Origin of the sequence: Acerihabitans sp. (assembly GCF_036398755.1) — a bacterium.
Taxonomy (GTDB): Bacteria; Pseudomonadota; Gammaproteobacteria; order Enterobacterales; family Enterobacteriaceae; genus Acerihabitans.
In genome coordinates this window covers 22,453-48,967 of record NZ_DASWOM010000128.1, presented here as the reverse complement: position 1 = coordinate 48,967, position 26,515 = coordinate 22,453, and the positions used below count along the sequence as shown (strand labels likewise).

Below are 26,515 nucleotides of genomic sequence, written 5' to 3'. Positions count from 1 at the left end.
GCAGAATATCCGCCAGGGCGACGACCAGAAACTCAACCCAGGCCCGCACTTTGGCGGGAATAAACCGCGCGGCGGGATAAACGGCGTGCACCGCCATCGGCGCAAAGCAATAATCGGGCAGCACCCGCACCAGGGTCTTGGCGGCTAATTGCCGGCGAATAAGCGGCAACTGCACGCCGCCGATCCCGCGTCCCGCCTCGATGGCCTTGATAAGCGTAACGCTGTTATTGGCCAGGAACACCGGGTGGACGGTCAATACCTCAGCGCCGTTGGGGCCGAACAGGGTCAGTCCCGCGCCATCGCCGCGGCCGCTGTAGCGAATATAGGGACGATCGGCTAATTCAGCCGGCGCGCGCGGCGCGCCGTGCCTGGCAAGATAATCGGGGGACGCGGCCAGGATGCGCTGTAGCGTGCCCAACCGGCGCGCTACCGTCCCCGCGGTACGCAGTTCTCCGAGCCGGATCGCCACATCAATCCCCTCGCTGATGACGTCCGCCACGCGGTCGTCCAGCAACAGCTCGATAACGAGATCCGGATGACGCTTCTGAAAATCAAGCGCCAGCCGGGCGATATACCCATGTCCCAGGCCCGTCGGCGCATGGATACGCATATTGCCTTCCAGCTTCTGGTTCAATCCCCGCAGCGTTTCTTCCGTTTCGTTTACCGCCGCGAGGATCTGCCTGACCTGGAGATAATAAAGATTGCCGCTTTCAGTCAGGGTGACGGAGCGGGTGGTGCGGTAGAGCAATAATGTGCCGAGCTGTTTTTCCAGACCGGCAAGCTGCTGGCTCACGGCTGATTGCGTCAGGCCAAGGTCGCGGGCCGCCGCCGACAGGCTGCCCAGTTCGGCCACGCGTGCGAAGGTGTTCATCGCGGTGAGTTTATCCATGACGTCCTGCTTATTAATATTTCTTATAACTGATAACAGTAAAGGCCATATTATCCCGTAATTGCTTATCAATTATAGTGGCGCATCGTCATCTATCGGAGAGAGTTATGCAAAACAATCGGGTTGCCCTGGTGGTCGGGGCCAACGGCGTTATCGGCGGCCGGCTAATCGCCGAGCTGGAGTCCCGGCAATGGCGGGTTATCGGACTATCACGCCGGGGCGGCGGCGAACGGCCGGGCGTCAGCTACCTGGCGGTGGATTTGCTGGATGCGCAGGCGACGAAGCGGGCGCTGCGGCCGCTGACCGCCGTGACCCATATTTTCTACGCCGCTTATCAGGACGCCGCCGATTGGGCCGGGCTGGTTGCCCCCAACCTGATGATGCTGAAGAATGTCGTCGAGGCGATCGAGCCGGTTGCCGGTAAACTTGAACATATCAGCCTGATGCAAGGCTATAAAGTGTATGGCGCGCATCTGGGCCCCTTCAAGACCCCGGCGCGGGAAAGTGATGCGGGGCATATGCCGCCGGAATTTAACGTTGAGCAACAGGACTGGCTTATGCAACGTCAACAGCATAAACCCTGGACCTGGTCCGCCATCAGGCCAGGCGTGGTGGGTGGTTTTTCACTGGGTAATCCGATGAACCTGGCCTTGAGCATCGCCGTGTATGCGGTTATCAGCCAGGCGCTGGGGTTGCCGCTGCGTTTTCCCGGCAAACCGGGCGCCTACCATGCCCTGCTGGAAATGACCGACGCGGGGCTGCTGGCAAGGGCCACGCTCTGGGCCGCCACCGACCCCAAGGCAGGGAACCAGGCGTTTAATATCAACAATGGCGATCTGTTTCGCTGGAGCGAACTGTGGCCGAAGATTGCCGCTTATTTCGATTTGGCGGTGGCGCCGCCTTTGCCCATGCCGTTAAAGGACGTGATGGCGGATAAAGCGGATCTCTGGCGGGAATTAACCCGTCGGCACGGCCTGGCCATCCCGGATTACCAGGTGGTAACCGGCTGGCCGTTTGCTGATTTTGTCTTTTCCTGGGATTACGATATGTTCGCCGACGGCAGTAAGGCTCGCCGCTTCGGCTTTCATGATTATGTCGAGACCGAAGCAATGTTTTACGCATTGTTCGATGAATTCCGTCAACGTCGGATCATTCCGGGCGCACCGCATAACGCGCCTCCAGCCGGCTGAAGCCCAGGCCGTTAATCTTTTTCACCTTGATCTGTACCGGGATGCGTTCCTTCATGGCGTCCACATGGCTGATGACGCCTATCATCTTGCCGGTGGCGTTGAGCGAATCGAGCGCATCCAGGGCAATATCCAGGGTTTGGGCGTCCAGGGTACCGAAGCCCTCATCAAGAAACAGCGAATCAATCTGGGTCTTATGGCTGACCAGGTCCGACAGGGCCAGGGCCAGGGCCAGGCTGACCAGGAAGCTTTCACCGCCAGACAGGGTACGGGTATCGCGCACCGCGTCCGCCTGCCAGGTATCCACCACTTCCAGCTCCAGCTCCGCCTCGGTTTTGCGCTGAAGCTGATAGCGGCCGTGCAGGCGCGACAGCTGCTGGTTCGCCAGATAGATCAGATGCTCGAGCGTCAGACCCTGGGCAAACTTACGAAACTTGTCGCCCTCTTTGGATCCAATCAGCTCATTAAGGTAGCTCCAGTCCGTATAGCGGCCTTCGCCAGCGGCAATTTCCGCCAGCAGACCCTGCTGTTCGCGCCGGCGCTGATGGTGGCTGGCCAATTGCTGCTGCACCTGACCGTGGCGCTGCGCCTGTTCCCATAACAAAGCCTCGATGTCGGCCAACGTCCGCTGCACGCTGGCGGAATCGGCATCCGCGTCCAGGGTGCCCGGCCGTTGCGCCAGATTTTGCCGCAGCGCCAGTTCCGCCTGCTGGCGCATCGCCTCCGCGCGCTGGCGCTGTTGGTTGATATGCTCGCGCAGCGCACGCAGACGATCCCGCTCCTCAGGGGGAAGCAGGGCCGATTGCAATTCGGCCGGGGTGGCGTAAGGGCTGGCGTCGATGGCGTCACGCAGGGCCCGCTCCGCCCGCTGTGTTTGCCGGGAAAACTCTTGCAGCTGACGGCGCTGTGCCCGTATATCGCCGGCCAGCAGATGTAACTTTTCCTGCGCCTGCGCCACTTGCCGTTCGGTCTGCCTGCGCGCCAGCTCGACCTCTTCGGCGCGCGCGCGCAGCCGGGCGTTCAATTGCGCCACGCTTTCATCGCCGGCCAGCCGGCCGCGCTCTTCCCGCGCCTGCCGCAGCGTATCGCCGGTTTGCTGCTGGAGCTGCGCCAGGGCGATCAGCTGCTGGCCCAGTTCGTCCAGGGATTCCCGGTGGTCGCGAATCTCGCGGTCCAGGACGATAAGGTCGTTGTTCAGCGTCTGTTCCCGCTGCTGGTGATATTGCCACTGCCGCCATTCCTCCTGGCGTTCGGCCAGCCAGGCATCGACGTCGGCATCGGCTGGCGGGGTTAATCCCAGCAGAGCCAGGGAATCAAGGCTTTGCGCCGCCAGTTCGTCAATCTGTTGCTGTTGTTCGCGCAGGCGATGCCGGGTCTGCTGCAGCCGAAGGTTTAGGGTATCCCGCTGCTGGGCGTTAAGCGCCAGCCGCGAGTCCAGCCGCTGCCATTCGATATCGGCCTGCGCCAGGGCATCGCGGGCCGCCTGCCAGCGCTGGCTGTCCTGTTCCCATGCATCCAACTGCAGGCGTAACGCCTGTTCGCGCGCGTCGTGCTGCGCCAGCCATGCGGCGACGGCCGCCGGTTCGGCGGGCGAGGGCGCGACGCCCAGCGCGGCGGCGGCCTGTTGGCCGCGCTCCTCAAGCGATGCCAGCTCTTGCCGCAGTTGCGTCTGTTCGTCCTGCGCCTGGCGCTGCTGGTTAAGCAGCATCTCATGGCGGGTCTGGGCCGCCACCACCTCGGCATGGTGTTTTTCCACTTCCGACAGCAGGTCCAGCCGGCGCCGGTCGGTATGTTCCGGCCGCAGTCCCTGGTACAGACCGATGCCCGGATGTTCCGTGGCGCCGCACAGCGGACAGGGTTTGCCGGGAAGCAGTTGCCCGCGCAGCTCGCCGAGCGAGACGATATGCTGTTCCAGCCGGTGGCGCTCGGTTATCTCCGCCAGCAGGGCGGTTTTATCGGTCAGCGCCCGCCGCAGCCCGTCCAGGCTGGCGCTGGTATCGATGCTGTCTTGGCGCAGCAGGGCTTCCCGCGCCTGGTTTGCCGCCAGACTGCGGGTGGCACGCTCAATCTGCGGCAGCAGGGAAGCGAGCAATGCGCGCTGGCCGCGCATCTGTTGGCTTTGCTGCCATTCGGCGCGCAGGGCGGCGGCCGGGGACCGCGCTTCCTGTTGATCCCGCAGCCGTTGCAGCTCCTCCACCTGCGCCTTCAGGGCGGCGACCCGCAGCCGGCAAGCTTCCGACGCGCCGAGCTCCGCCTGATGGGCGGTATCGAGGCGCTGCTGCTCCCGGGCTATTTCAGCGCACTGGCGACTTAACTCATCAATGTCGCGCTGTTCGCGCCGGCGGCGGGCAAAACGCTCGCGCCAGAGAGGTAAATGCTCGCCCCATTGCCGGCAGGGGGCATGCTCCAGCAGATAGCGGGCGGCAAGCTGCGCCTGCTGTCCGGCCTGTTGATATTCCTGTTGTTTCAGCGTCAGCAACGCTTCCTTTTTACGCCGCTGTTCCGTTTGCGCCGAGCGCTGCTGCTCCAGTTGCCCGGCCTGTTGCGCCAGCCCGGCGATTCGCTGGTCCAGCGGCACAATCCGTTCGTTTATCAACTGCTGTTGCGCCAACTGGTGCCCGGCGTGCTGCTCCCAGGCCTGACGAGCCGCGTCGGCAAGCGTAATCAAGGGTTGCAGGGCCTGCTGGTTTTGCAGCTCTTCGGCGCATCCCAGGGCAATGGCCCGTTCCACCTGTTCCTGGGCCAGCGCGCTGCGCTGGTGCTCGTCCAGTAACGGCCGCAGGGATTCCGCCGGTTCCCCGCGCGCCAACCGGGCAAGCGATTCCTGTGCCGCCAGCGCCTCGCTTGCCGTGGCGTGCTCTTGGACCGTCGCCTGCGTCAGGTTGTCGGACAACTGCCGCTGCCGCTCCAGCCAGGACTGATGCTGTTGCGCCTGCGCCTGGGCGGCGTTCAGCCGGGCCTGCTCCCGGCGCAGATTTTCCAGTTCGGCGTCAAGTTCAAGCAATTGGGGTTCGCTTAGCAGTTCGATGGCTGCGGCGCGAGCGCGCAATGCTTCCAGCTGGGTGCGCGCTGTTTTATGACGCTCGAAAATCTCGGTGGAAATACGGCCGTAGATAGCGGTGCCGGTCAGCTCCTCCAGCAGTTCGGCGCGATTTTTGGCATCGGCGTTTAAAAACGCGGCAAAATCCCCCTGCGCCAGCAGCACCGATTTGGTAAAACGCGCGAAATCCAGGCCGGTCAGTTCAATCGTCAAACGCAGCTTATCGCTGATTTTATCCGCCAGGATCGCCCCATCGGCCAAACGCGCCAGTTCGACCCTGGCGTTTTGCAGTTTGCCTTCCGGGCTGTTTTTCGCGCGCCGCTGGCTCCAGAAGGCGCGATAACCCACGCCTTTGACCGAAAACTCGACTTCCGCCAGTGAATCGGCGGTCTGGCGGGTCATCAGCTCCTGGCCGGGCGAGGAACCCAGCCGCGGCGTGCAGTGATACAGCGCCAGGCAAATGGCGTCCAGCAGGGTGGTCTTGCCGGCGCCGGTGGGCCCGGTAATGGCAAACAGGCTGGCGCGGTCAAACGGGTCGGCGGTGAAATCAATTTTCCACTCGCCGCGCAGGGCGTTGATATTTTTCAGCCGCAGCGTCAGGATTTTCATCGGATGTTGCCTTCGTTCTCGGCGGCCGGCGGGTTTTCCGCCGCGGCGTCCCGCTGCACCTCCGCCGTCACCTGGCGGTAGAGCAGGCGTATGGCGTCCAGGTTATCCGGCGCGGGAGGGGGGATAAGCGCCAGGCGCCGCTCAAACACGTCGCCGGCGCTCAGTTCGACCAACGTCTCCCGTTGCCGGCGCTCCATGGCCGACGGCCGCTGCTCGCGGTTACGCCGCAACAGCACGATTTCGACCGGTAAATCGGCCGCCAACTGCTGGATACGCTGTTGGATATCATTCAGCCAGGCGTCGGTCACCACTTCGATATCCAGCCAGACCGGGGTGGACGCCGGATAGTCGCTGAACGCGCGCAGCCGGGCTTCAATTTCCGCCAGGTTGCCTTTTATCAGGCGCAGGGCCTGGATTTCCGGTATCAACCGTGGGGTGATCTCCGCCACCCCCTCGGCGTCAAAACTGACGATATTGATCTGCTTGGGCTGACCGGTTTCATCAAAGCTCAGGGCGATGGGCGAGCCGCAATAGCGGATGTGCTGCTGTCCCCCCACGCACTGCGGTCGGTGGATATGGCCAAGGGCGATATAGTCCGCCGGGGGGAACAGCTGGGCGGGAAACGCGTCGAGGCTGCCGATATAAATATCCCGCACTGAATCGGTGGTGGCGGCGCCCACCGTGGTCAGGTGTCCGGTGGCGATAATCGGCAGCCGGCCGGGCAGTTGGGCGCGCAGGGCCAGCGCCCGGTCATAAAGCGTCTGGTAATGGGCGGCGATGGCATCCATCAGCGCCCGTTGCTTCTCATCGCCCGATTGTCCGGCGCGGCTGGTCAGCAGGTCGCGCGGGCGTAAAAAAGGGATAGCGCACAGTATCGCCCCCGGCTTTCCACTACGATCGTACAGCACAAAAACCGCTTGGTCGCCGCTGTCGTCGTCGGGGTTACCGGCGGCGCTATCGTCATCGTCCCGGCCGCCGATCGCGCCTTCGCCGTGGATGCCGGCGATAACCCGGGTATTCATGCAGGCCAGCAGCGCGCGGGATTCATTCAGGGTCGCCACCGCGTCGTGATTGCCCGCCAGCACGACAAGCCGGCAACCGGTGGGCTGCAACGCCACCACGAAACGGTTGAACAGTTCGCGGGCATAGCTTGGCGGGGTGCCGGTATCAAAGATATCGCCGGCCACGATCACCGCGTCGATATCCTGCTCTTCCACTTGGGCCACCAGCCATTGCAAAAAAGCCCGATGCTCGCGGGCGCGGTTTTTGGTGTAAAACGACTGACCCAGATGCCAGTCAGAAGTATGGATGATCCGCATGACGCTCCAGCGAGAGTGCAAAAGTCAGGGCGAGAGTATAAACCCTCGCCCGGTCGATGCCGACGGAAAGTGTTTAATTTTGGCCGCCCAAGCCGAAAAAAATCGCCATGCGCTAAGCTTGCGGCACAATGGGCTGATTTTAATAAATCTGTCATAAAAGTGACGCATAATGCCCGGGCACGTTAACCGCAGAGATTAATGGCAGGAAAAAATGGCAAAACGCATATTAGTCGTGGAAGACGAAGCGCCGATTCGTGAAATGGTGTGCTTCGTACTTGAACAGAATGGCTTCCAGCCCATCGAAGCCGAAGACTACGGCGCGGCGGTGAGCCGTATGGCGGAGCCTTATCCGGATCTGGTATTGCTCGACTGGATGTTGCCAGGCGGTTCGGGAATTCAATTTATTAAACATATGAAACGCGAGGTGCTCACCCGCGATATCCCGGTCATGATGCTGACCGCGCGCGGCGAGGAGGAAGACCGGGTGCGTGGGCTGGAGGTGGGCGCGGATGATTATATTACCAAACCGTTCTCGCCCAAGGAGCTGCTGGCCAGGATCAAGGCGGTAATGCGCCGCATTTCGCCGATGGCGGTGGAAGATAAAATCGAACTGCAGGGGCTGAGCCTGGATCCGTCGTCGCACCGGGTGACCTCCAACGAGCTGGCGCTGGAGATGGGGCCTACCGAATTTAAACTACTGCACTTTTTCATGACTCATCCCGAACGGGTATATAGCCGCGAACAGTTGTTAAACCATGTCTGGGGCACTAATGTGTATGTTGAGGACCGGACGGTTGATGTGCATATTCGCCGGCTGCGCAAAGCGCTGGAAACCGGCGGTCACGATCGGATGGTGCAGACGGTCCGCGGCACCGGCTATCGTTTTTCCGCGCGCTATTAGCGCGGTAACAGGGGAGCTTTGCCGGTGCTAGAACGATTATCCTGGCGTAAAATAGTGCTTGAGCTGGGGCTGTTTTGCCTGCCGGCCCTGTTATTGTCGCTTTTCGTCGGCCATCTGGCCTGGCTTCTGGTGGCGGCGCTGCTGGCGGCGCTGGTGCGCAATTATTATTACCAACTGCGGCTGTCGCGCTGGCTATGGGTTGATCTCAGGCATAAGCCGCCGGTTGGGCGGGGAAGCTGGGAACCGCTGTTTTACGGCTTGCATCAGATGCAGTTGCGCCACCGGCGGCGGCGGCGGGAATTGGCCACGCTGTTTAAACGGTTTCGCAGCGGCGCCGAAACCCTGCCGGATGCGTTGGTGATGCTGACCGACGACGGCCATATATTCTGGTGCAACGGCCTGGCGCAACAGCTGCTCGGGTTCCGCTGGCCGGAAGACAACGGCCAGCATATCCTCAACTTGCTGCGTTATCCTGAATTCAACAGCTATATACAGAGCCGATCTTTCGAGCGGCCGTTAACGCTACTGCTTAACAAGCAACGCTATGTAGAATTCCGCGTGATGCCCTATACCGACGATCAGCTGTTAATGGTGGCGCGCGACGTGACCCAGATGCGTCAGCTGGAAGGGGCCCGGCGCAACTTTTTCGCCAATGCCAGCCATGAGCTGCGTACGCCGCTGACGGTGTTGCAGGGTTATCTGGAAATGATGAGCGACCAGGATATGGATGAGGCCATCCGCGCCAAGGCCCTGCATACCATGCAGGATCAGACGCAGCGCATGGAGCGCCTGGTCAAGCAACTGCTGGTCTTATCTCGTATCGAGGCCGCGCCGCAGGGCGAAGTCAATGATCGCATCGATATTCCCGCCATCCTCAGGCGCCTGCAGCAAAGCGCCGGCGCGCTCAGCCAGGAACGGCATGAAATCGTGTTTCGGGTCAACGAACAGTTAATGGTGCGCGGCAATGAAGATCAGCTGCGCAGCGCGATGTCCAACCTTATCTACAATGCGGTCATCCATACGCCGCCGGGCACCCGTATCGAGGTGTGCTGGCAGCGTACGCCCGACGGCGCGCAGTTTCAGGTCAGCGATAACGGGCCGGGCATCGCCCCGGAACATCTGCCGCGCCTGACCGAGCGTTTTTACCGGGTCGATAAGGCCCGTTCGCGCCAGACCGGCGGCAGCGGCCTCGGGCTTGCCATCGTAAAGCACGCCCTTGGCAATCACGATGCGCGGCTTGATGTCATCAGCGAACCCGGCGCCGGTACCCGTTTCTTTTTTACCTTGCCCAACCGGTTGATTGTACCCGCCGTCCTGACCGACAATAGCGCCACTCACTTACCACGTATTAGATCCCGATGATAAAAGCGGTAAAAACCCTGGGCTGGCTGCTTTGGATACTGGCGGTCCTGCCCGCGGCGGCGCGGCCGCTGCCGGTACTGTCGGGTAGCCTTACCAGCAGCGGTTCCGATACCCTGGCGAATATCATGGCGCTGTGGGCGGCGGATTTCAGGCATGACTTCCCGGATGTCGGCGTGCAGATCCAGGCGGGCGGATCGGCCACGGCGGCAACCGCGCTGGCCGCCGGCACGGCGCAAATAGGGCCGATGAGCCGCATGATGAGCGGGCCGGAAATCGCCGCGTTTGCGCGTCACTACGGTTATCCACCCCTGGCGGTGCCGGTGGCGTTGGATGCGCTGGTGATATTGGTTAACCAGGACAACCCTTTGCCGACCCTGCGCCTGCGCCAGCTGGACGCCATTTTTTCCATCACCCGCAGCTGTGGCGATGCCCGGCCGATCACGCGCTGGGGCGAACTCGGCCTTACCGGGGGCTGGGCTGATGTATCCCTGCTGCGCTACGGCCGCAATTCCGCCTCCGGCACCTATGGATTATTTCGCCAGCGCGTACTGTGCGGCGGCGATCTGCTGGAGTCGGTTAACGAGCTGCCCGGTTCGGCGTCGGTGGCGCAGGCGGTAAGCGCGTCACGCAACGCCATCGGTTTCGCCGGCATGGGTTTTCATACCACAGGCGTCAGGATCCTGGCGTTAACCGATGACGCCGGCCGCCGGGTAACGCCGGATGAGGCGACCTTACTGAACGGCGACTATCCGCTGGTGCGCTACCTGTATATTTATCTGAATAAACCGCCCGACGTTCCCCTGGCCCCGGGCACCGCCGCGTTTATGGACCGGATTTTATCGCCCCGGGGCCAAAGCCGCGCCCGCCAGGGCGGCTACCAGCCGTTGCCGGAAACGGTAAGGATCAAGGCGCGCCGGGATATCGGGCTGGAATAAGACGCGGCGGAACGGCGAGGGAAAGCGGTGACCCGCAGCTCAACATGAAAGCTTTTCAACTCGAATGAATTTTCTTCGTGAATGCGCCGCGCTAACGCATGGTAGTATGGCTCAGTCAATATAGACGTCCGGATGTCCATGAGTTGCCCGCGGAAACTATTTCCTGCCGTGACTGTTAACATCCAGGGCCCTTTACTTAAATCCCCTTTGGCGGCCCATAGCGCGGCCCGCCACGCCGGAGCCGTTCTACTATGCAAACAAAACAAAGAAATCTTCCTCCTTTTCGCGCGGATGTGGTGGGCAGTTTGTTACGCCCCGAGGCGATCAAGCTTGCCCGCCGCCAGTTGCAACAAGGGGATATCACAAGCGCGCGGCTGCGCGCCGTCGAGGATGCCGAAATAGCCCGGGTGGTTGAACTGCAGCGCGATTTAGGGCTACAGGTGGTCACCGACGGCGAGTTTCGCCGCGCCTGGTGGCATTTCGATTTTTTTGAAGGATTGGAGGGCGTGGAAGGCTACGAGGTTTCCCAGGGGATCCAGTTTTCCGGCGTGCAGACCAAAGCGCGCAGCATCAAAGTCACCGGCAAGGTGGCGTTCCGCCATCATCCGATGCTGGCGGATTTTCGGTATCTGCGCGGCGTGGCCGGCGACGCGGTGGCTAAAATGACCATACCCAGCCCGAGCGTGATGCATTTTCGCGGCGGTCGCGGCGCCATCGACGCCGCCGTTTATCCCGATCTGGCGGACTATTTCGCCGATCTGGCCCAGACCTGGCATGACGCCATCCGCGCCTTTTACGACGCCGGCTGCCGTTACCTGCAGTTGGACGATACCGTGTGGGCCTATCTGTGCTCAACCGACCAGCAGCGCCAGATCCGCGAGCGCGGCGAAGACCCGCAGCAATTGGCGCGCATCTACGCGGATGTGCTCAATAAAGCGTTGGCGGGCAAACCGGACGATCTGGTGGTCAGCCTGCATGTCTGCCGCGGAAACTTTCGCTCCACCTGGATTTCCGAGGGCGGTTATGAACCCGTGGCGCCGATTCTGTTCGGCGAGGTCAAGGTTGACGCTTTTTTCCTGGAATATGACACCGAACGCGCCGGCGGTTTCGAGCCGCTGCGTTTTATCAAACCCGGCCACCAGCAGGTGGTGCTGGGACTGATAACCTCGAAAACCGGAGAACTGGAGGATCCCGACGCGGTGCTGGTCCGGCTGCGCGAGGCCACGCGCTACATCAGCATGGATCAGCTGTGCCTCAGCCCGCAGTGCGGCTTTGCCTCGACGGAAGAGGGCAATCGCCTGACCGAAGCCCAGCAGTGGGACAAACTGCGGCTGGTCGTAGACGTCGCGCGCCGCGCCTGGTAAACGTCCGCGCTTAATCCCCTTAGCCGCGCCGGCCATCCCGCGCGCCATCGGCTGATATGCCGGGCGCGCTCAATGGGCAATCAACGGCGCCAGGCATCCATCGGGTTGTGTTATGGTTAAAAGTGAGCTTCTTCAGCTATCTTGTCGCGGTTATACCGAAAAAACTGACAGTATTCACTGCTTTTAGGCCGTTTTATTGGCTGATTACTCTGCTTTTAACCTCAACTATTGCCTTATCGCGCGTTAAACGTTTAAATTGCGCCGGTTATTGCACCGGTTATGGCATTAGTTACGCTGCCTTTTGCCCCGTTTGGCGCTCCGTGCCGATCGAATGACGCAGTTACGGCACCACCCTCGGCGTGTTCTATTGCCGCTGATGCTGTAATAACCCTTGTTAGGTGACGCAGTTGCCATAGGTTTTACTTATCTTTCGCTTTCAGACAGGCATTATATTATTCCATGAGTCAGCGTTTAAGCATTCGAGATATCCTTGCCCTGGGTTTTATGACCTTCGCCTTGTTTGTCGGCGCGGGCAATATCATTTTTCCGCCGATGGTGGGATTACAATCCGGCCCTTATGTCTGGTGGGCGGCGGCGGGGTTCCTGATAAGCGCGGTGGGACTGCCGGTACTGACGGTGATTGCCCTGGCCCGGGTGGGCGGGGGCATCGATGCCCTCAGCTCCCCCATCGGCAGGAAAGCGGGACTGCTGCTGGCCGTGGTGTGTTACCTGGCGGTGGGGCCGCTGTTCGCCACGCCGCGCACCGCGACGGTATCCTTTGAGGTCGGCCTGGCGCCCTTTACCGGCCAGGGCGAACTGCCGCTGTTTCTCTACAGCCTGGTCTATTTCGCGCTGGTGATCGGCATCTCGCTTTATCCCGGCCGCTTATTGGATACCGTCGGGCACATCCTGGCGCCGCTGAAAATGCTGGCCCTGGCGGTACTGGGCACCGCCGCGCTGCTGTGGCCGGCGGGCAATCCCATACCTGCCACCGACGCTTATGCCCATATGCCGTTCTCCAACGGTTTTGTCAACGGCTACCTGACCATGGATACCCTGGGCGCCATGGTGTTCGGCATCGTGATTGTCAACGCGGCCCGCTCGCGCGGCGTGAGCGACGCCGCCCTGCTGACCCGCTACACCATACTGGCGGGGCTGATAGCCGGCGCCGGCCTGACGGCGGTCTATATCACGCTGTTTAAACTTGGTTCGGGCAGCAGCGCACTGCTGCCGTCGGCGCAAAACGGCGCCGAAATCCTCCATGCCTACGTCCAGTACACCTTTGGCAATGCCGGCAGCGGCTTTCTGGCCATTCTGATTTTTGTCGCCTGCATGGTGACGGCGGTGGGGTTGACCTGCGCCTGCGCCGAATTCTTCAGCGAGCACCTGCCGCTCTCCTACCGTACGCTGGTGTTTATCCTCGGCATATTTTCCATGCTGGTGTCCAACCTCGGGCTAAGCCACCTGATTCAGTTTTCCATTCCGGTGCTGACCGCGATCTACCCGCCGTGCATCGTGCTTATCCTGCTCAGCTTTACGCTGCGCTGGTGGCGCAGCAGCACCCTGATTATCGCGCCGGCAATGCTGATAAGCCTGGTTTTCGGCGGTGTGGACGCCATAAAGCTCTCATCATTCCACCTCTGGCTGCCCGAGTGGATACAGCACCTGCCGCTGTCGGCCCAAGGCCTGGCCTGGCTGCCGCCCACGCTTGCCATCGGCATCATGGTCGCTTTCTATGATAAGTACGCCGCGCATCACAAGGCCATCGTCCGGTTATAAACTTTGCGCGCTTTATTCGCCACGGGTCGCCCCGTGGCTATTCTCGACTGAAAAACAGGGTAAACGGGTCATGCAACAACAACCCTCGGCATTAAAACGGGGTCTTACCACTCGGCATATTCGCTTTATGGCCTTAGGTTCCGCCATCGGCACCGGGCTGTTCTACGGCTCCGCCGACGCCATTAAAATGGCCGGTCCCAGCGTGCTGCTGGCGTATATGATTGGCGGCGTGGTGGCCTATATTATCATGCGCGCACTCGGTGAAATGTCGGTGCACAGCCCCCATGCCGGGTCTTTCTCCCGCTACGCCCAGGATAACCTCGGGCCGTTGGCCGGCTATATCACCGGCTGGACCTATTGCTTCGAAATCCTGATTGTCGCCATCGCCGACGTCACCGCCTTCGGCATCTACATGGGCGTATGGTTCCCGACGGTGCCGCACTGGGTATGGGTACTGAGCGTGGTATTGATTATCGGCGCCATCAACCTGCTGAATGTCAAAGCCTTCGGCGAAATGGAATTCTGGTTCTCGTTTTTCAAGGTGGCCACCATTATCATTATGATCCTGGCCGGCTTCGGCATCATTATCTGGGGGCTGGGAAACGGCGGACAGCCGACCGGCATCCATAATCTCTGGTCCAACGGCGGCTTTTTCAGCCACGGGGTAATGGGCATGATCCTGTCGCTGCAAATGGTGATGTTTGCTTACGGCGGCATTGAAATTATCGGCATCACCGCCGGCGAGGCCAATGAACCGGAAAAATCGATCCCTAAGGCAATCAACTCCGTACCCTGGCGCATCCTGGTCTTTTATGTCGGTACGCTGTTTGTCATCATGTCCATCTACCCTTGGGATCAGGTGGGCACCGAAGGCAGCCCCTTTGTGCTTACCTTCCAGAAGCTTGGCATCCCGACCGCCGCCGGCATCCTCAATTTCGTGGTGCTCACGGCCTCGCTCTCGGCGATAAACAGCGATGTGTTCGGCGTCGGACGCATGCTGCACGGCATGGCCGGACAGGGACACGCGCCAAAAATGTTCGCCCGGGTATCGCGCAACGGCATCCCTTGGGTCACGGTACTGGCGATGATCTTCGCGCTGCTGCTGGCGGTTTACCTCAATTACATCATGCCGGAAAATATTTTCCTGGTGATAGCCTCGCTGGCCACCTTTGCCACGGTCTGGGTATGGATCATGATCCTGTGCTCGCAAATCGGCTTTCGGCGACGGATCGGCGCGCAGCGGGCCAAGTCGCTGGCGTTCCCCCTGCCGGGCGGCGCGCTGACCTCGGCGGCCGGCGTGCTGTTCCTGCTGTTTATCATCGGCCTGATAGGCTATTTCCCGGTAACGCGCGTCTCATTATATGCCGGCGGGATCTGGCTGATATTACTGCTTATCAGTTATGCCCTGATGCAACGCCATAAAGCTCGACTGGCAATCGCCCGCTAACACCGCGCTTACATACGTCGCGTTAAAGGGAAAGCGCCCCACGGCATGCCAGGCCCGCCAGCATCGGACTCAAAAGCAGGCGTGTTCAAGGGAGAGCGTGCCGATGGGGTCGAATTCAGGCATAAAAAAACCGCCGGTTATCCGACGGTATATTTCGATTGCCCGCGCTAAGCAGGCAAAATCAACAGACTATTACAAACGGCTGGCGTTCTCGGACAGGTACTTCGCCACGCCTTCCGGCGACGCCCCCATCCCTTCCTGACCTTTTTCCCATTGGGCCGGGCACACTTCACCGTGCTCTTCATGGAACTGCAACGCGTCAACCATACGCATCATTTCGTCAATATTACGGCCCAGCGGCAAATCGTTGACCACCTGATGACGCACCACGCCCTCTTTATCGATCAGGAACGAACCGCGCAACGCAACGCCGGCTTCAGGATGCTCGATACCATAGGCCCGAATGATTTCATGCTTCACGTCGGCTACCATCGGATACTGCACTTCGCCGATGCCGCCTTCGTTCACCGGGGTTTTACGCCAGGCGTTATGCACAAACTCGGAATCAAAGGACACGCCGATAATTTCCACGCCGCGCTTCTGGAATTCAGCATAACGCTTGTCAAAAGCGATAAGCTCAGACGGACACACAAAAGTAAAGTCCATCGGCCAAAAGAAGATAACGGCGGGCTTGCCTTTGATATGGCTTTTCAGGTTGAAATTTTCAACGATTTCGCCGCTGCCCAACACAGCTGCTGCGGTAAAATCGGGGGCTTGACGGGTTACCAGTACCATGAGTACTCCTGTAAAAAGCGGTTAAGTGAGTTGCTAATAAAAGAAACGAAACGAGCGCCAGTATAAGGTCTCATGTCCAGGGGTAAAAGGCCATGACGCCAATCGGTGAGATAGCTTTGACCAATTGAAGAGCCTATTATTCAATATTTATAATACAAAATAAGCCCTTCCGATGAAAGGCCAAAAGGCGTTAACTCAAACACCGCGCCACAAATAGCCAAGCGACACTTATAGTGATTCGGCACCCCGGCCCGCCATATGCATCAGGTCCGGGTACAAACGCCAGAAACAGGCCTCAAGCGCGGGATAATGCCGCTCGATTTCCGGAAAGATACCGCTCAGCGCCACCAGCCGGGGGCGACGGCCGGCCATACCGTTGAAAACCGGCGCCAGAAACGCCAGATCGGCATAACGCTCCAGCCAGCGCTCGCGCCACAAGTAGTGATTAAGCGCCTGGAACGACTCCGGCGTATCCGGCAGGGCGGGTGTTATTTCGCTCTCGACGCGCTGGATAAAGGCGCGCAGCGGCAGTCCCGGCTCAAGGCGCAGCCAATGCCGCGCCAGGAAGTGATCCCACACCACGTCCAGCGCAATCGGCGCCACCCGCCGGTAACCGGCGCTGAATAACATCTTCGCGGTCTTGACCTCGGGGTGGCTATCGGTAATGACATCAATCCTGCGGTGCATACGGATACCCGCCACCACCGGCGGCGCAAACTGGCCGTCGGGATTGCCGCGGACAAAGTCCGCCATCAGGTTGCCCAGTAATGAGCTTTGCGCCAGCGAGGCGAGATGAAGATGGGCAAGAAAATTCATGCCATGAGTATAGGTTAAAAAGAGTTTGATTCCGCTTATTTCTTGCAGCGGGCGACGCATAGCCCTAGACTAACCCGCCTGTTTTTTGAGTAAAGTGAACTGAAATGCGTGTGGCCGATTTCTCCTATGATCTTCCCGAAAACCTGATTGCCCATTATCCCCAGCCGCAGCGCAGCGCCTGCCGCCTGCTGTCGCTGGACGGGCCGTCGGGCGAGATAACCCACGGCGTATTTACCGACCTGCTGGACAAACTGTCTCCCGGCGATTTGCTGGTATTCAACAATACCCGCGTTATCCCGGCGCGCCTGTTCGGCCGCAAGGCCAGCGGCGGTAAAATCGAAGTGCTGGTGGAACGGGTACTGGATGAACACCGCGTGCTGGCCCATGTGCGCGCCTCTAAATCGCCCAAACCCGGAAGCGCGCTGCTGCTCGGCGACGATGAAAGCATCAGCGCCACCATGGTGGCCCGCCATGACGCCCTGTTCGAGCTGCTATTCAACGAGGAACGGGATGTCCTGACGCTGCTTAACGACGCCGGGCACATACCCCTGCCGCTCTATATCGATCGCCCGGACGACGCCGCCGACCGTGAATTATACCAAACGGTCTACAGCGAACGTCCCGGCGCGGTGGCGGCGCCCACCGCCGGCCTGCATTTCGATGCGCCCCTGCTTGACGCGCTGCGCGGCAAAGGCGTGGAGATGGCCTTTGTCACGCTGCATATCGGCGCAGGCACCTTCCAGCCGGTGCGGGTTTCCCAGCTTGAAGAACATGTCATGCACACGGAATACGCCGAGGTCCCCCAGCAGGTTGTCGACGCGGTGCTGGCCTGCAAGGCGCGCGGCAACCGGGTGATAGCGGTGGGCACCACCTCGGTGCGATCGCTTGAAAGCGCCGCCCGGGCCGCCGCCGGCGGGAAACTTACGCCGTTTTTCGGCGATACCGATATCTTTATTTACCCAGGCTACCGCTTTCGGGTTATCGACGTGCTGGTGACCAATTTTCATTTACCGGAATCAACCTTGATCATGTTGGTATCCGCCTTTGCCGGTTACCGGCATACTATGGCGGCTTATCACGAGGCGGTCGCCGGACAATATCGCTTTTTCAGCTATGGCGACGCCATGTTTATCACCGCCAATCCCCAGGCGGCGCAGGAAACCATCGGGGACGCATAACCGGCCGGGCGGGACTCTCCGCCGGGCTTTTCTTGCCGCGACAATAGGGTTGCGGCAATGACCGCATCGGACTGTTTATCCGGTGCCGGAGGACGAGTGAAGTATCAATTAATCAATACCGACGGCCTGGCGCGTCGTGGACGCCTGACCTTTGATCGCGGCACGGTTGAGACGCCGGCGTTTATGCCCGTGGGCACCTACGGCACCGTAAAGGGCATGACCCCTGAGGAAGTGGCCGAAACCGGCGCGCAGATCCTGCTGGGCAATACGTTTCACCTTTGGCTGCGCCCGGGGCAGGAGATCATGAAACTGCACGGCGATCTGCACGATTTTATGCAGTGGCACGGTCCGATCCTGACCGATTCCGGCGGCTTCCAGGTATTCAGCCTCGGGGATATCCGCAAGATAACCGAGGAGGGCGTGCATTTTCGCAATCCGATCAACGGCGACGCGATTTTCCTCAGCCCGGAAAAATCGATGGAAATCCAATACGACCTCGGCTCGGATATCGTCATGATCTTCGATGAATGCACGCCGTATCCGGCCGACCACGACTACGCGAAAAAATCGATGGAGATGTCGCTGCGCTGGGCGGCCCGCTCCCGCGAGCGTTTTGACCAGCTGCAAAACAAAAATGCGCTGTTCGGCATAATCCAGGGCGGCGTTTACGAAGATTTACGAGATGTATCGGTAAAAAGACTGGTAGAGATAGGTTTTGATGGTTACGCTGTGGGCGGCCTGGCGGTGGGCGAGCCGAAAGCGGACATGCATCGCATTCTGGAGCACGTTTGCCCGCAGATTCCGGCGGATAAACCGCGCTATCTGATGGGTGTGGGCAAACCCGAGGATCTGGTGGAGGGAGTACGGCGCGGCATCGATATGTTCGATTGCGTCATGCCCACCCGTAATGCGCGCAACGGCCATCTGTTTGTCACCGGCGGCGTGGTGAAAATCCGCAACGCCAGCCATAAAAGCGATACATCGACCCTGGATGAGCATTGTGATTGTTACACCTGTCGCAATTATAGCCGCGCGTACTTGCATCATCTTGACCGTTGCAACGAAATACTCGGTGCGCGTCTGAACACCATCCATAACCTGCGTTATTATCAACGTCTGATGGCGGGTTTACGCCAGGCCATTGGAGAGGGTAAATTAGGACGCTTTGTGGAAGAATTTTATGGTCGGAGGGGGCTTCCCGTTCCGCCTTTAGTCGTCGAGTTAAATAACAATGAGGGAATTTAAATGAGCTTTTTCAGTTCTGGCGCAGCCTCCGGCTCGTCTCAGGGAAGTCCTTACTCCCTGGTGATCATGCTGGTGGTATTTGGTTTGATTTTTTACTTTATGATCCTGCGTCCGCAGCAAAAACGCGCCAAAGATCATAAAAAATTGATGGACTCCATCGGCAAGGGTGACGAAGTGCTGACCACCGGCGGCCTGGTCGGACGTGTCACCAAAGTCACGGATACCGGCTATATCGCCATTGCGCTCAACGATACCAACGAAGTTGTCATCAAACGTGATTTCGTGGCTGCTGTTCTGCCGAAAGGTACGATGAAAGCGCTGTAATTAACGATTTTCCCGAAGGGAACTGCCGTGTTAAACCGTTATCCTTTATGGAAGTACATTATGCTGATCCTGGCGCTGGTCGTCGGGCTGCTGTATGCGCTTCCAAACCTATATGGTGAGGATCCGGCCGTACAAATCACTGGCGCGCGCGGTGCCGCCGCCAGTGAGACGACGCTGGTCCAGATCCAGAATGTGTTGAAAGAACAAAATATCACCAGCAAGTCCGTGGCTTTGGAAAATGGCGCCATCCTGGCGCGGTTCGCCAATCCTGACGTGCAGCTGCGCGCCCGCGAGGCGCTGTTAAACGCGCTTGGCGAAAATTATATCGTTGCGCTGAACCTGGCCCCGGCCACCCCGCCGTGGTTATCGGTGCTGGGCGCCGAACCCATGAAGCTGGGCCTGGATCTGCGCGGCGGCGTTCACTTCCTGATGGAAGTGGATATGGACACCGCCCTGGGCAAACTCCAGGAGCAGACCATGGATACCCTGCGCACCGATCTGCGTGAAAAAGGGATCCCCTACGCCACGGTGCGTAAATCCGATAATAACGGCACCGAGGTGGGCTTTCGCGATGCGGCGGCCCGCGATCAGGCGGTTTCATACCTGACGCCGCGCCATCGCGACCTGGTGTTCAACAACGTCGGCGACACCGGACTGCGCGCCGTCATGGCGGACACCCGCCTGCGCGAGGCGCGGGAATACGCGGTACAACAAAACATTACCATCCTGCGTAACCGCGTCAACCAGCTCGGCGTGGCCGAACCGCTGGTGCAGCGCCAGGGCGCCGACCGCATCGTGGTTGAACTGCCGGGCATCCAGGACACCGCGCGCGCCAAGGAAATTCTCGGCGCCACCGCCACCCTGGAATTCCGCCTGGTCAATAGCACGGTAGACCGCACCGCGGCCGCCAGCGGCCGGGTACCGGGGGATTCCGAAGTGAAATCCACCCGCGACGGCCAGCCGGTGGTGCTGTATAAACGCGTTATCCTCACCGGCGACCATATTACCGACTCCACTTCCAGCGCCGATGAATATAACCGTCCGCAGGTGAATATCTCGCTGGACAGCACCGGCGGCACCAATATGTCCAATTTCACCAAGGACAATATCGGCAAGCCGATGGCAACGCTGTTTGTGGAATACAAGGACAGCGGCAAAAAAGACGCCAACGGCCGCTCGATCCTGGTGAAACAGGAAGAGGTCATCAACGTCGCCACCATCCAGTCGCGCCTGGGCAACAGCTTCCGTATCACCGGCATCGATAATCCGAACGAAGCCCGCCAATTGTCGCTGCTGCTGCGCGCGGGGGCATTGATTGCGCCGATCCAGATTGTCGAGGAGCGGACCATTGGCCCGACCCTGGGCATGCAGAACATTACCCAGGGGCTGCAAGCCTGTCTGTGGGGCTTGGTGGCGTCCATTGTCTTTATGGTGGTCTGGTATCGTAAGTTCGGCCTGATCGCCACCACCGCGCTGGTGGCCAACCTGGTGATGATCGTGGGTATCATGTCCCTGCTGCCGGGGGCGACATTGACCATGCCGGGTATCGCCGGGATCGTGCTGACGCTTGCGGTGGCGGTGGATGCCAACGTGCTGATCAACGAACGTATCAAGGAAGAGCTGAAAAACGGCCGATCGATCCAGCAGGCAATCCATGAAGGTTATCGCGGCGCATTCTCCAGTATCGTTGATGCCAACGTCACCACGCTAATCACCGCCATTATCCTGTATGCGGTCGGCACCGGCTCGATCAAGGGTTTTGCCATCACCACCGCGATTGGGGTTGCCACCTCGATGTTTACGGCGATTGTCGGCACGCGTGCCATCGTTAACCTGCTTTACGGCGGTAAACGCATCAACAAGCTGTCAATTTAGGAGTGGGCTGTGGCTCAGCAACATAGTGTTGAAGATTTGAATTACGGCCGTAAAGTCTATGACTTTATGCGCTGGGATTATATGGCGTTCAGCATCTCGATTACGCTGCTGATTATCTCGGTCGCCATCATGTCCGTCAGGGGATTTAACTGGGGTCTGGATTTCACCGGCGGTACGGTGATTGAACTGAACCTGGAGAAATCCGTTGATCTGGACGCCATGCGCGATGCCCTGGAAAAGGCCGGTTTCAAGGAACCGCTGATCCAGAATTTCGGCAGCAGCCGCGATATCATGGTGCGCATGCCGCCGGTGCAGGATGGCGCGGGGCAGGAGCTGGGCAATAAAGTGCTTGGCGTAATCAACCAGACCTTCGAGCAGAACGCGGTGGTCAAACGCATCGAGTTCGTCGGGCCGAGCGTGGGCGGCGATCTGGCGCAGGCCGGCGGCATGGCGCTGCTGGTGGCGTTGATCTGCATCCTGATTTACGTCGGCTTTCGTTTCGAATGGCGCCTGGCGCTGGGCGCGGTGCTGGCGCTGGCGCATGACGTGGTGATTACCATGGGGGTATTGTCGCTGTTTCACATCGAAATCGATCTGACCATCATCGCCTCGCTGATGTCGGTCATCGGCTATTCGCTTAACGACAGTATCGTGGTCTCCGACCGTATTCGTGAAAATTTCCGCAAGATCCGCCGCGGCAGCTCTTACGAAATTATCAACGTGTCGCTGACCCAGACCCTAAGCCGCACCATCATGACCTCCGCCACCACGCTCATGGTGGTGCTGATGCTGTTTATCTTCGGCGGTCCGATATTGGCGGGCTTTTCGCTTACCATGCTTATCGGCGTAACCATAGGTACGGTATCGTCCATCTATGTGGCCTCGGCCCTGGCGTTGAAGCTGGGCATGAAGCGCGAACACATGATGCAGCAGAAAGTCGAGAAAGAAGGCGCCGACCAGCCATCGCTGCTACCGTAGCGCATGCTGGCGAACCGGCCGTTGAAACCCCGCGTTAGCGGGGTTTTTTTATGGTCCAGCGCCTGCGGCTAAAGCGCCTATTGGCGCGACAACGGTTTTACCGCGTCCGGCGCGGGCGGCGTCTCGGGGGCGTTGCGGATTATATCGCGCAGGCGGACAAAACCCACCTGTTCCGGCGTCAGGCCGCTAAGCCGCAGCTCGACGGTGGCTTCCGGTTTCGGTAGCAGGGACGTGGGCACCACGATGGGCTGGCTGAGCGTATCGGCGGTCAGCGGCTTGCCGGAGGCGGGATCCACCTGGCCCCAGTCCACCACCGCATGGAACGGCGGCAGCGCCGAGCTGTCGGCGGTGCGGATGCTTAGCAGCGCGCGCGACCCATTGGCTTCGGTTTCCACCGTGCCCAGGCTGACCTGTAGCCTGCCGATATTGCTTTCGACCCGCGCCCCGGTCCGCGCCGCCGGATACAGGTAAACGCCGTCGGTGGACTGCTCATTAAGCGCATTTTGCTGCATTAGCGCCGAGGCCTCATCGTTTAGGTACTGCAGGCGCTGGTTGAGCTGGACGATTTCCTTCTTCAACTCCGGGATTTTAGGGTTCGGTTGTTGGGCGCAGCCCGCAAGCGACAGCAGGGCGAGTGTAGCGTAAAGCGAACGATAACTGATTGTCATAGCAACAGTTTCCTTTTTCTGTCAGTTGAATACAGCTTAGCCCGGAACCTGCGCGATGTCATGAAATGATAACCGCCCGCCTGCCTGGAACCGACCCCTTGCCGGGGCTTGCCTCTTTGTTGTCGGCCCGGTTCGCGCTAAACTAACCTATCCGTTTTCGCCGCGCAGGACGCCTTATGCATTGTCCCTTTTGTTCCGCAGTCGATACCAAGGTCATTGATTCCCGTCTGGTGGGGGAAGGATCCCAAGTCCGGCGCCGCCGGCAGTGCCTGGTCTGCAATGAGCGCTTCACCACCTTTGAAGTGGCGGAGCTGGTCTTGCCCCGGGTTATCAAAAGTAATGAAATCCGCGAGCCGTTTAATGAAGACAAGCTGCGCGGCGGCTTCCTGAAGGCGCTGGAAAAAAGGCCGGTCAAATCAGACGATGTCGAAATGGCCATCAATCATATCAAATCACAGCTGCGGGCGACCGGGGAACGTGAGGTGCCGAGCAAGATGATCGGCAACCTGGTGATGGACGCGCTGAAAAAGCTGGATAAAGTGGCCTATATCCGTTTCGCCTCGGTATACCGTAGCTTTGAGGATGTGCGCGAATTCGGTGAAGAGATTGCCCGACTCCAGGACTAAGGACCTCGTTATGCCGCTTGACGAATATTTCATGGCGCGCGCCCTTGAGCTGGCCCGGCGCGGCCGCTTTACCACCGCGCCCAATCCTAACGTCGGCTGCGTCATCGCGCGCGACGGCAACATTGTCGGCGAGGGATATCATCAGCGCGCCGGCGAACCCCATGCCGAAGTCCACGCCCTGCGCATGGCGGGCGATGCGGCGCGCGGCGCCACCGCTTACGTCACCCTTGAACCCTGCAGCCATCACGGCCGCACCCCTCCCTGCGCCGACGCGCTGGTGGCGGCCGGGGTGGCGCGGGTGGTGGTGGCGATGCAGGATCCCAATCCCCAGGTGGCCGGGCGCGGCATGTATCTCCTGCGCCAGGCCGGCGTGTCGGTAGAGCACGGGCTGATGATGAATGAGGCCGAGGCGCTGAATCCGGGATTCCTGAAACGCATGCGCACCGGCTTTCCTTATGTACAGCTTAAGCTTGCCGCCTCGCTTGACGGCCGTACCGCCATGGCCTCCGGCGAAAGCCAGTGGATAACCTCCCCCCAGGCCCGCGCGGACGTGCAGACGTTCCGCGCCCAGGCCGGCGCCATTCTCTCCAGCGCCGCCACGGTATTGGCCGACGACCCGGCCCTGACGGTGCGCTGGAATGACCTGCCGGACGGTATTCGCGCGGGATATGCCCGGGAAACGCTGCGCCAGCCTTTACGGGTGGTTATCGATAGCCGGAACCGGGTCACGCCCGGGCACCGCGTGGTGGCCCAGCCCGGGCCAACGCTGCTCGCCCGCCTGCAACCGGACAGCTTATCCTGGCCGCTGGAGGTCGAACAGCTCAGGGTGCCCGCCGCGCGGGGCGCCGCCGCGCATATCGATATCGTGGCGCTGATGCTGCTGCTGGCCAGGCGCCAGGTCAACAGCCTGTGGGTCGAGGGCGGGGCTTCGCTTGCCGGCGCCTTGCTTGACGCCGGGGTCGTGGATGAACTGATTGTCTATCTCGCGCCCAAACTCCTGGGCGCCGAGGCGCGTGGGTTATGTAACCTGCCTGGACTTGAGACATTGGCTCAGGCGCCGGCGTTTGACTTTACCGACTTGTGCCAGGTGGGGCCGGATATCCGCCTGCGGCTCAAACCGCGGCACCCGCAGTAATTGGCCCGAGCGGCGGGCAAAAGAATATGTTAGAATCCGCCCCCTCGTGGGCAATTACCACTATTTGCCAATTGAAGGAAAACCATGAACGTTATTGAAGGTGTTGTAGCCACTCCGGATGCCCGTATAGCGATTGCCATTGCGCGCTTTAACCACTTCATCAACGACAGCCTGCTTGACGGCGCGATTGATGCCCTAAAGCGCATCGGCCAAGTCAAAGACGCCAATATCACCGTGGTCTGGGTACCGGGCGCCTACGAGCTGCCGCTGGCAACGCGCGCCCTGGCCAATAGCAAAAAATTTGACGCCGTGGTGGCGCTGGGCACGGTAATCCGTGGCGGCACCGCGCATTTTGAATATGTCGCCGGCGAATGCAGCTCCGGTTTGTCAAGCGTCGCCATGAGCAGTGAGCTGCCCGTAGCCTTCGGCGTGCTGACAACGGAGAGCATTGAACAGGCAATAGAACGGGCCGGTACCAAAGCCGGCAATAAAGGTGCGGAAGCAGCCTTGACCGCATTGGAAATGATTAACGTACTGAAAGCTATCAAAGCGTAAGTAAAGGGGAAATTCGTGAAACCTGCTGCTCGTCGCCGTGCCCGTGAATGTGTCGTCCAGGCGCTTTACTCATGGCAGTTATCTCATAACGATATCGCGGATATTGAAGTCCAGTTCCTTGCGGAGCAGGATGTCAAGGATGTGGATATCGCTTACTTTCGCGAGCTGTATACCGGTACGGCGACGCATGCAGCGGAGCTGGACCAGCTTATGGCGCCCTACCTTTCACGCCAGCTCGACGAGCTGGGCCATGTGGAACGCGCAATTTTGCGCCTGGCGCTGTATGAATTAAGCAAACGCCTGGATGTGCCTTACAAAGTGGCTATCAATGAAGCCATTGAACTGGCCAAGACCTTCGGCGCGGAAGAAAGCCATAAGTTTGTCAACGGCGTGCTGGACAAAGCGGCCCCGCATATCCGTCCCAACAGAAAGTAACGCTTTTCCGGCCGGTTCTCCGGCCGCGGCCCTTTTCCGCAATAGCATAATAGACAACATATTTGGATAGGTTATGGCCTGTGGCGAATTTGACCTCATTGCCCGCTATTTCAATCGCGTAAGGAGCGTCCGGCGCGATGTGGTACTGGGCATCGGCGATGATTGTGCGCTGCTGTCGGTTGATGAAAAACGACTGATTGCGGTCAGCACCGATACCCTGGTATCGGGCATTCACTTTCTGCCGGACATCTCTCCCGCCGATTTAGGTTATAAATCCCTGGCGGTAAATCTCAGCGACCTGGCCGCCATGGGCGCCGATCCCGCCTGGCTGTCGCTTGCGCTCACCCTGCCCGACATCGATGAATCCTGGCTTGGCGCCTATAGCGACAGCCTGTATGAACAGCTTGACTACTACGGCATGCAGCTGATTGGCGGCGATACCACGCGCGGCCCGCTCAGCCTGACGCTGACCATCCACGGGCTCATCCCCGCCGGGCGCGCCATCACCCGATCCGGCGCCCGCATCGGCGACTGGATTTATGTCACCGGCACCCTTGGCGACAGCGCCGCCGGCCTGGCCATCCTGCAAAACCGGCTTGATGTCGATTCGGCGCGGGACCGCCAGTACCTGCTGTCGCGCCACCTGCGGCCCCAGCCGCGTATCCTCCAGGGGCAGGCGCTGCGCGATCTGGCCAGTTCGGCGATAGATATCTCCGACGGCGTGGTGTCCGACCTGCGCCATATCCTCGACAGGAGCGAATGCGGCGCGCGCATCCATCTGGAAGACCTGCCTTATTCCACCGCCCTGCGCCGCCACGCCACGCCGGAACAGGCGCTGCGCTGGGCCTTGAGCGGCGGTGAAGACTACGAACTCTGCTTTACCGTGCCGGAAATCAACCGCGGCGCGCTTGATGTCGCCTTAGGACATACCGGCGCCGATTTTACCTGCATCGGCCAGATTGGACCCCGTAGTGAAGGCCTGCAATTATTACGCGATAACCAGCCGGTCACCTTCGATTGGCAGGGTTTTGACCATTTTAACCAGGAGTAAGC

At 60.0% G+C, this 26,515-nt stretch carries 23 protein-coding genes; 17 read left to right on the top strand and 6 right to left on the bottom strand.

From position 1 onward, the window contains the following. Positions 1-889: LysR family transcriptional regulator (locus VGC33_RS21080; protein ID WP_331122731.1), on the bottom strand; the 889-nt coding region annotated here is incomplete at its 3' end. 107 nt (positions 890-996) lie between these two features. Here VGC33_RS21080 and VGC33_RS21075 point away from each other — a divergent pair. After that, complete coding sequence (locus VGC33_RS21075; protein ID WP_331122730.1) at positions 997-2,079, top strand: SDR family oxidoreductase; 1,083 nt, start codon at positions 997-999, stop codon at positions 2,077-2,079. On the opposite strand, the gene VGC33_RS21070 is transcribed toward VGC33_RS21075, so the two are convergent. Together VGC33_RS21070 and VGC33_RS21065 are read right to left on the bottom strand one after the other, a co-directional pair. Continuing rightward, positions 2,039-5,725 (bottom strand): AAA family ATPase, encoded by a 3,687-nt coding sequence (locus VGC33_RS21070; protein ID WP_331122729.1) that lies wholly within the window; start codon positions 5,723-5,725, stop codon positions 2,039-2,041. The genes VGC33_RS21075 and VGC33_RS21070 overlap by 41 nt on opposite strands. Next, positions 5,722-7,044, bottom strand: coding sequence for an exonuclease SbcCD subunit D (locus VGC33_RS21065; protein ID WP_331122728.1), 1,323 nt, complete (start codon positions 7,042-7,044; stop codon positions 5,722-5,724). The genes VGC33_RS21070 and VGC33_RS21065 overlap by 4 nt, the downstream gene beginning before the upstream one ends. 211 nt (positions 7,045-7,255) lie before the next feature. Between VGC33_RS21065 and phoB the strand changes: the two genes are divergently transcribed. From phoB to proY, 6 genes are all read left to right on the top strand, one after another. Then, positions 7,256-7,945 (top strand): phosphate response regulator transcription factor PhoB, encoded by a 690-nt coding sequence (phoB, locus tag VGC33_RS21060; RefSeq protein WP_331122727.1) that lies wholly within the window; start codon positions 7,256-7,258, stop codon positions 7,943-7,945. Between the two features lie 24 nt (positions 7,946-7,969). After that, the gene (gene phoR / locus VGC33_RS21055) at positions 7,970-9,307 is read left to right on the top strand and encodes a phosphate regulon sensor histidine kinase PhoR (protein ID WP_331122726.1); all 1,338 of its coding nucleotides are present in this window, start codon (positions 7,970-7,972) and stop codon (positions 9,305-9,307) included. Further along, positions 9,304-10,242, top strand: a complete 939-nt coding sequence (locus VGC33_RS21050; protein WP_331122725.1) for a PstS family phosphate ABC transporter substrate-binding protein — start codon at positions 9,304-9,306, stop codon at positions 10,240-10,242. The genes phoR and VGC33_RS21050 overlap by 4 nt, the downstream gene beginning before the upstream one ends. A 251-nt stretch (positions 10,243-10,493) precedes the next feature. Beyond that, the gene (locus tag VGC33_RS21045; protein ID WP_331122724.1) at positions 10,494-11,606 is read left to right on the top strand and encodes a cobalamin-independent methionine synthase II family protein; all 1,113 of its coding nucleotides are present in this window, start codon (positions 10,494-10,496) and stop codon (positions 11,604-11,606) included. A 459-nt stretch (positions 11,607-12,065) separates the two neighbouring features. Beyond that, complete coding sequence (brnQ, locus tag VGC33_RS21040) at positions 12,066-13,385, top strand: branched-chain amino acid transport system II carrier protein (protein WP_331122723.1); 1,320 nt, start codon at positions 12,066-12,068, stop codon at positions 13,383-13,385. A 70-nt stretch (positions 13,386-13,455) separates the two neighbouring features. Then, the gene (proY, locus tag VGC33_RS21035) at positions 13,456-14,832 is read left to right on the top strand and encodes a proline-specific permease ProY (RefSeq protein WP_331122722.1); all 1,377 of its coding nucleotides are present in this window, start codon (positions 13,456-13,458) and stop codon (positions 14,830-14,832) included. A gap of 192 nt (positions 14,833-15,024) precedes the next feature. Here the strand turns inward: proY and VGC33_RS21030 are convergent, their stop codons facing one another. Together VGC33_RS21030 and VGC33_RS21025 are read right to left on the bottom strand one after the other, a co-directional pair. Beyond that, complete coding sequence (locus VGC33_RS21030; protein ID WP_331122721.1) at positions 15,025-15,627, bottom strand: peroxiredoxin C; 603 nt, start codon at positions 15,625-15,627, stop codon at positions 15,025-15,027. A 228-nt stretch (positions 15,628-15,855) separates the two neighbouring features. Next, on the bottom strand, positions 15,856-16,443 hold the full coding sequence (locus tag VGC33_RS21025; protein ID WP_331122734.1) for an acyl carrier protein phosphodiesterase: 588 nt from the start codon (positions 16,441-16,443) through the stop codon (positions 15,856-15,858). Between the two features lie 104 nt (positions 16,444-16,547). Between VGC33_RS21025 and queA the strand changes: the two genes are divergently transcribed. The 5 genes from queA (at position 16,548) to secF (ending at position 22,043) form a co-directional block, all read left to right on the top strand. Next, complete coding sequence (queA, locus tag VGC33_RS21020; RefSeq protein WP_331122720.1) at positions 16,548-17,621, top strand: tRNA preQ1(34) S-adenosylmethionine ribosyltransferase-isomerase QueA; 1,074 nt, start codon at positions 16,548-16,550, stop codon at positions 17,619-17,621. 96 nt (positions 17,622-17,717) lie between these two features. Further along, entirely contained in the window at positions 17,718-18,866 is a 1,149-nt protein-coding gene (gene tgt / locus VGC33_RS21015; RefSeq protein ID WP_331122719.1) for a tRNA guanosine(34) transglycosylase Tgt, read from the top strand. Further along, entirely contained in the window at positions 18,867-19,190 is a 324-nt protein-coding gene (yajC, locus tag VGC33_RS21010) for a preprotein translocase subunit YajC (protein ID WP_331122718.1), read from the top strand. Between the two features lie 27 nt (positions 19,191-19,217). After that, a complete protein-coding gene (secD, locus tag VGC33_RS21005; RefSeq protein WP_331122717.1) occupies positions 19,218-21,065 on the top strand; it encodes a protein translocase subunit SecD in 1,848 nt (615 codons plus the stop codon). 9 nt (positions 21,066-21,074) lie between these two features. Continuing rightward, positions 21,075-22,043 carry a protein translocase subunit SecF gene (gene secF, locus VGC33_RS21000; RefSeq protein WP_331122716.1) on the top strand — a complete coding sequence of 323 codons (969 nt, stop codon included), beginning with the start codon at positions 21,075-21,077 and terminating at the stop codon, positions 22,041-22,043. 77 nt (positions 22,044-22,120) lie between these two features. On the opposite strand, the gene VGC33_RS20995 is transcribed toward secF, so the two are convergent. Next, a complete protein-coding gene (locus tag VGC33_RS20995; protein ID WP_331122715.1) occupies positions 22,121-22,711 on the bottom strand; it encodes a SadB/YajI family lipoprotein in 591 nt (196 codons plus the stop codon). A gap of 176 nt (positions 22,712-22,887) precedes the next feature. On the opposite strand from VGC33_RS20995, the gene nrdR reads away from it, so the two are divergent. The 5 genes from nrdR to thiL all read left to right on the top strand — a co-directional run bounded on the left by nrdR (position 22,888) and on the right by thiL (position 26,513). Next, positions 22,888-23,337 carry a transcriptional regulator NrdR gene (nrdR, locus tag VGC33_RS20990; RefSeq protein ID WP_331122714.1) on the top strand — a complete coding sequence of 150 codons (450 nt, stop codon included), beginning with the start codon at positions 22,888-22,890 and terminating at the stop codon, positions 23,335-23,337. Positions 23,338-23,347: 10 nt separating this feature from the next. Further along, the gene (gene ribD / locus VGC33_RS20985) at positions 23,348-24,472 is read left to right on the top strand and encodes a bifunctional diaminohydroxyphosphoribosylaminopyrimidine deaminase/5-amino-6-(5-phosphoribosylamino)uracil reductase RibD (RefSeq protein ID WP_331122713.1); all 1,125 of its coding nucleotides are present in this window, start codon (positions 23,348-23,350) and stop codon (positions 24,470-24,472) included. A gap of 84 nt (positions 24,473-24,556) precedes the next feature. Further along, the gene (gene ribH, locus VGC33_RS20980) at positions 24,557-25,027 is read left to right on the top strand and encodes a 6,7-dimethyl-8-ribityllumazine synthase (protein WP_331122712.1); all 471 of its coding nucleotides are present in this window, start codon (positions 24,557-24,559) and stop codon (positions 25,025-25,027) included. Between the two features lie 15 nt (positions 25,028-25,042). After that, positions 25,043-25,462: a transcription antitermination factor NusB gene (gene nusB / locus VGC33_RS20975; protein ID WP_162367690.1), complete on the top strand. Its 420-nt coding sequence runs from the start codon at positions 25,043-25,045 to the stop codon at positions 25,460-25,462. 73 nt (positions 25,463-25,535) lie between these two features. Then, positions 25,536-26,513, top strand: a complete 978-nt coding sequence (gene thiL, locus VGC33_RS20970) for a thiamine-phosphate kinase (RefSeq protein WP_331122711.1) — start codon at positions 25,536-25,538, stop codon at positions 26,511-26,513. Positions 26,514-26,515 lie beyond the last annotated feature (2 nt).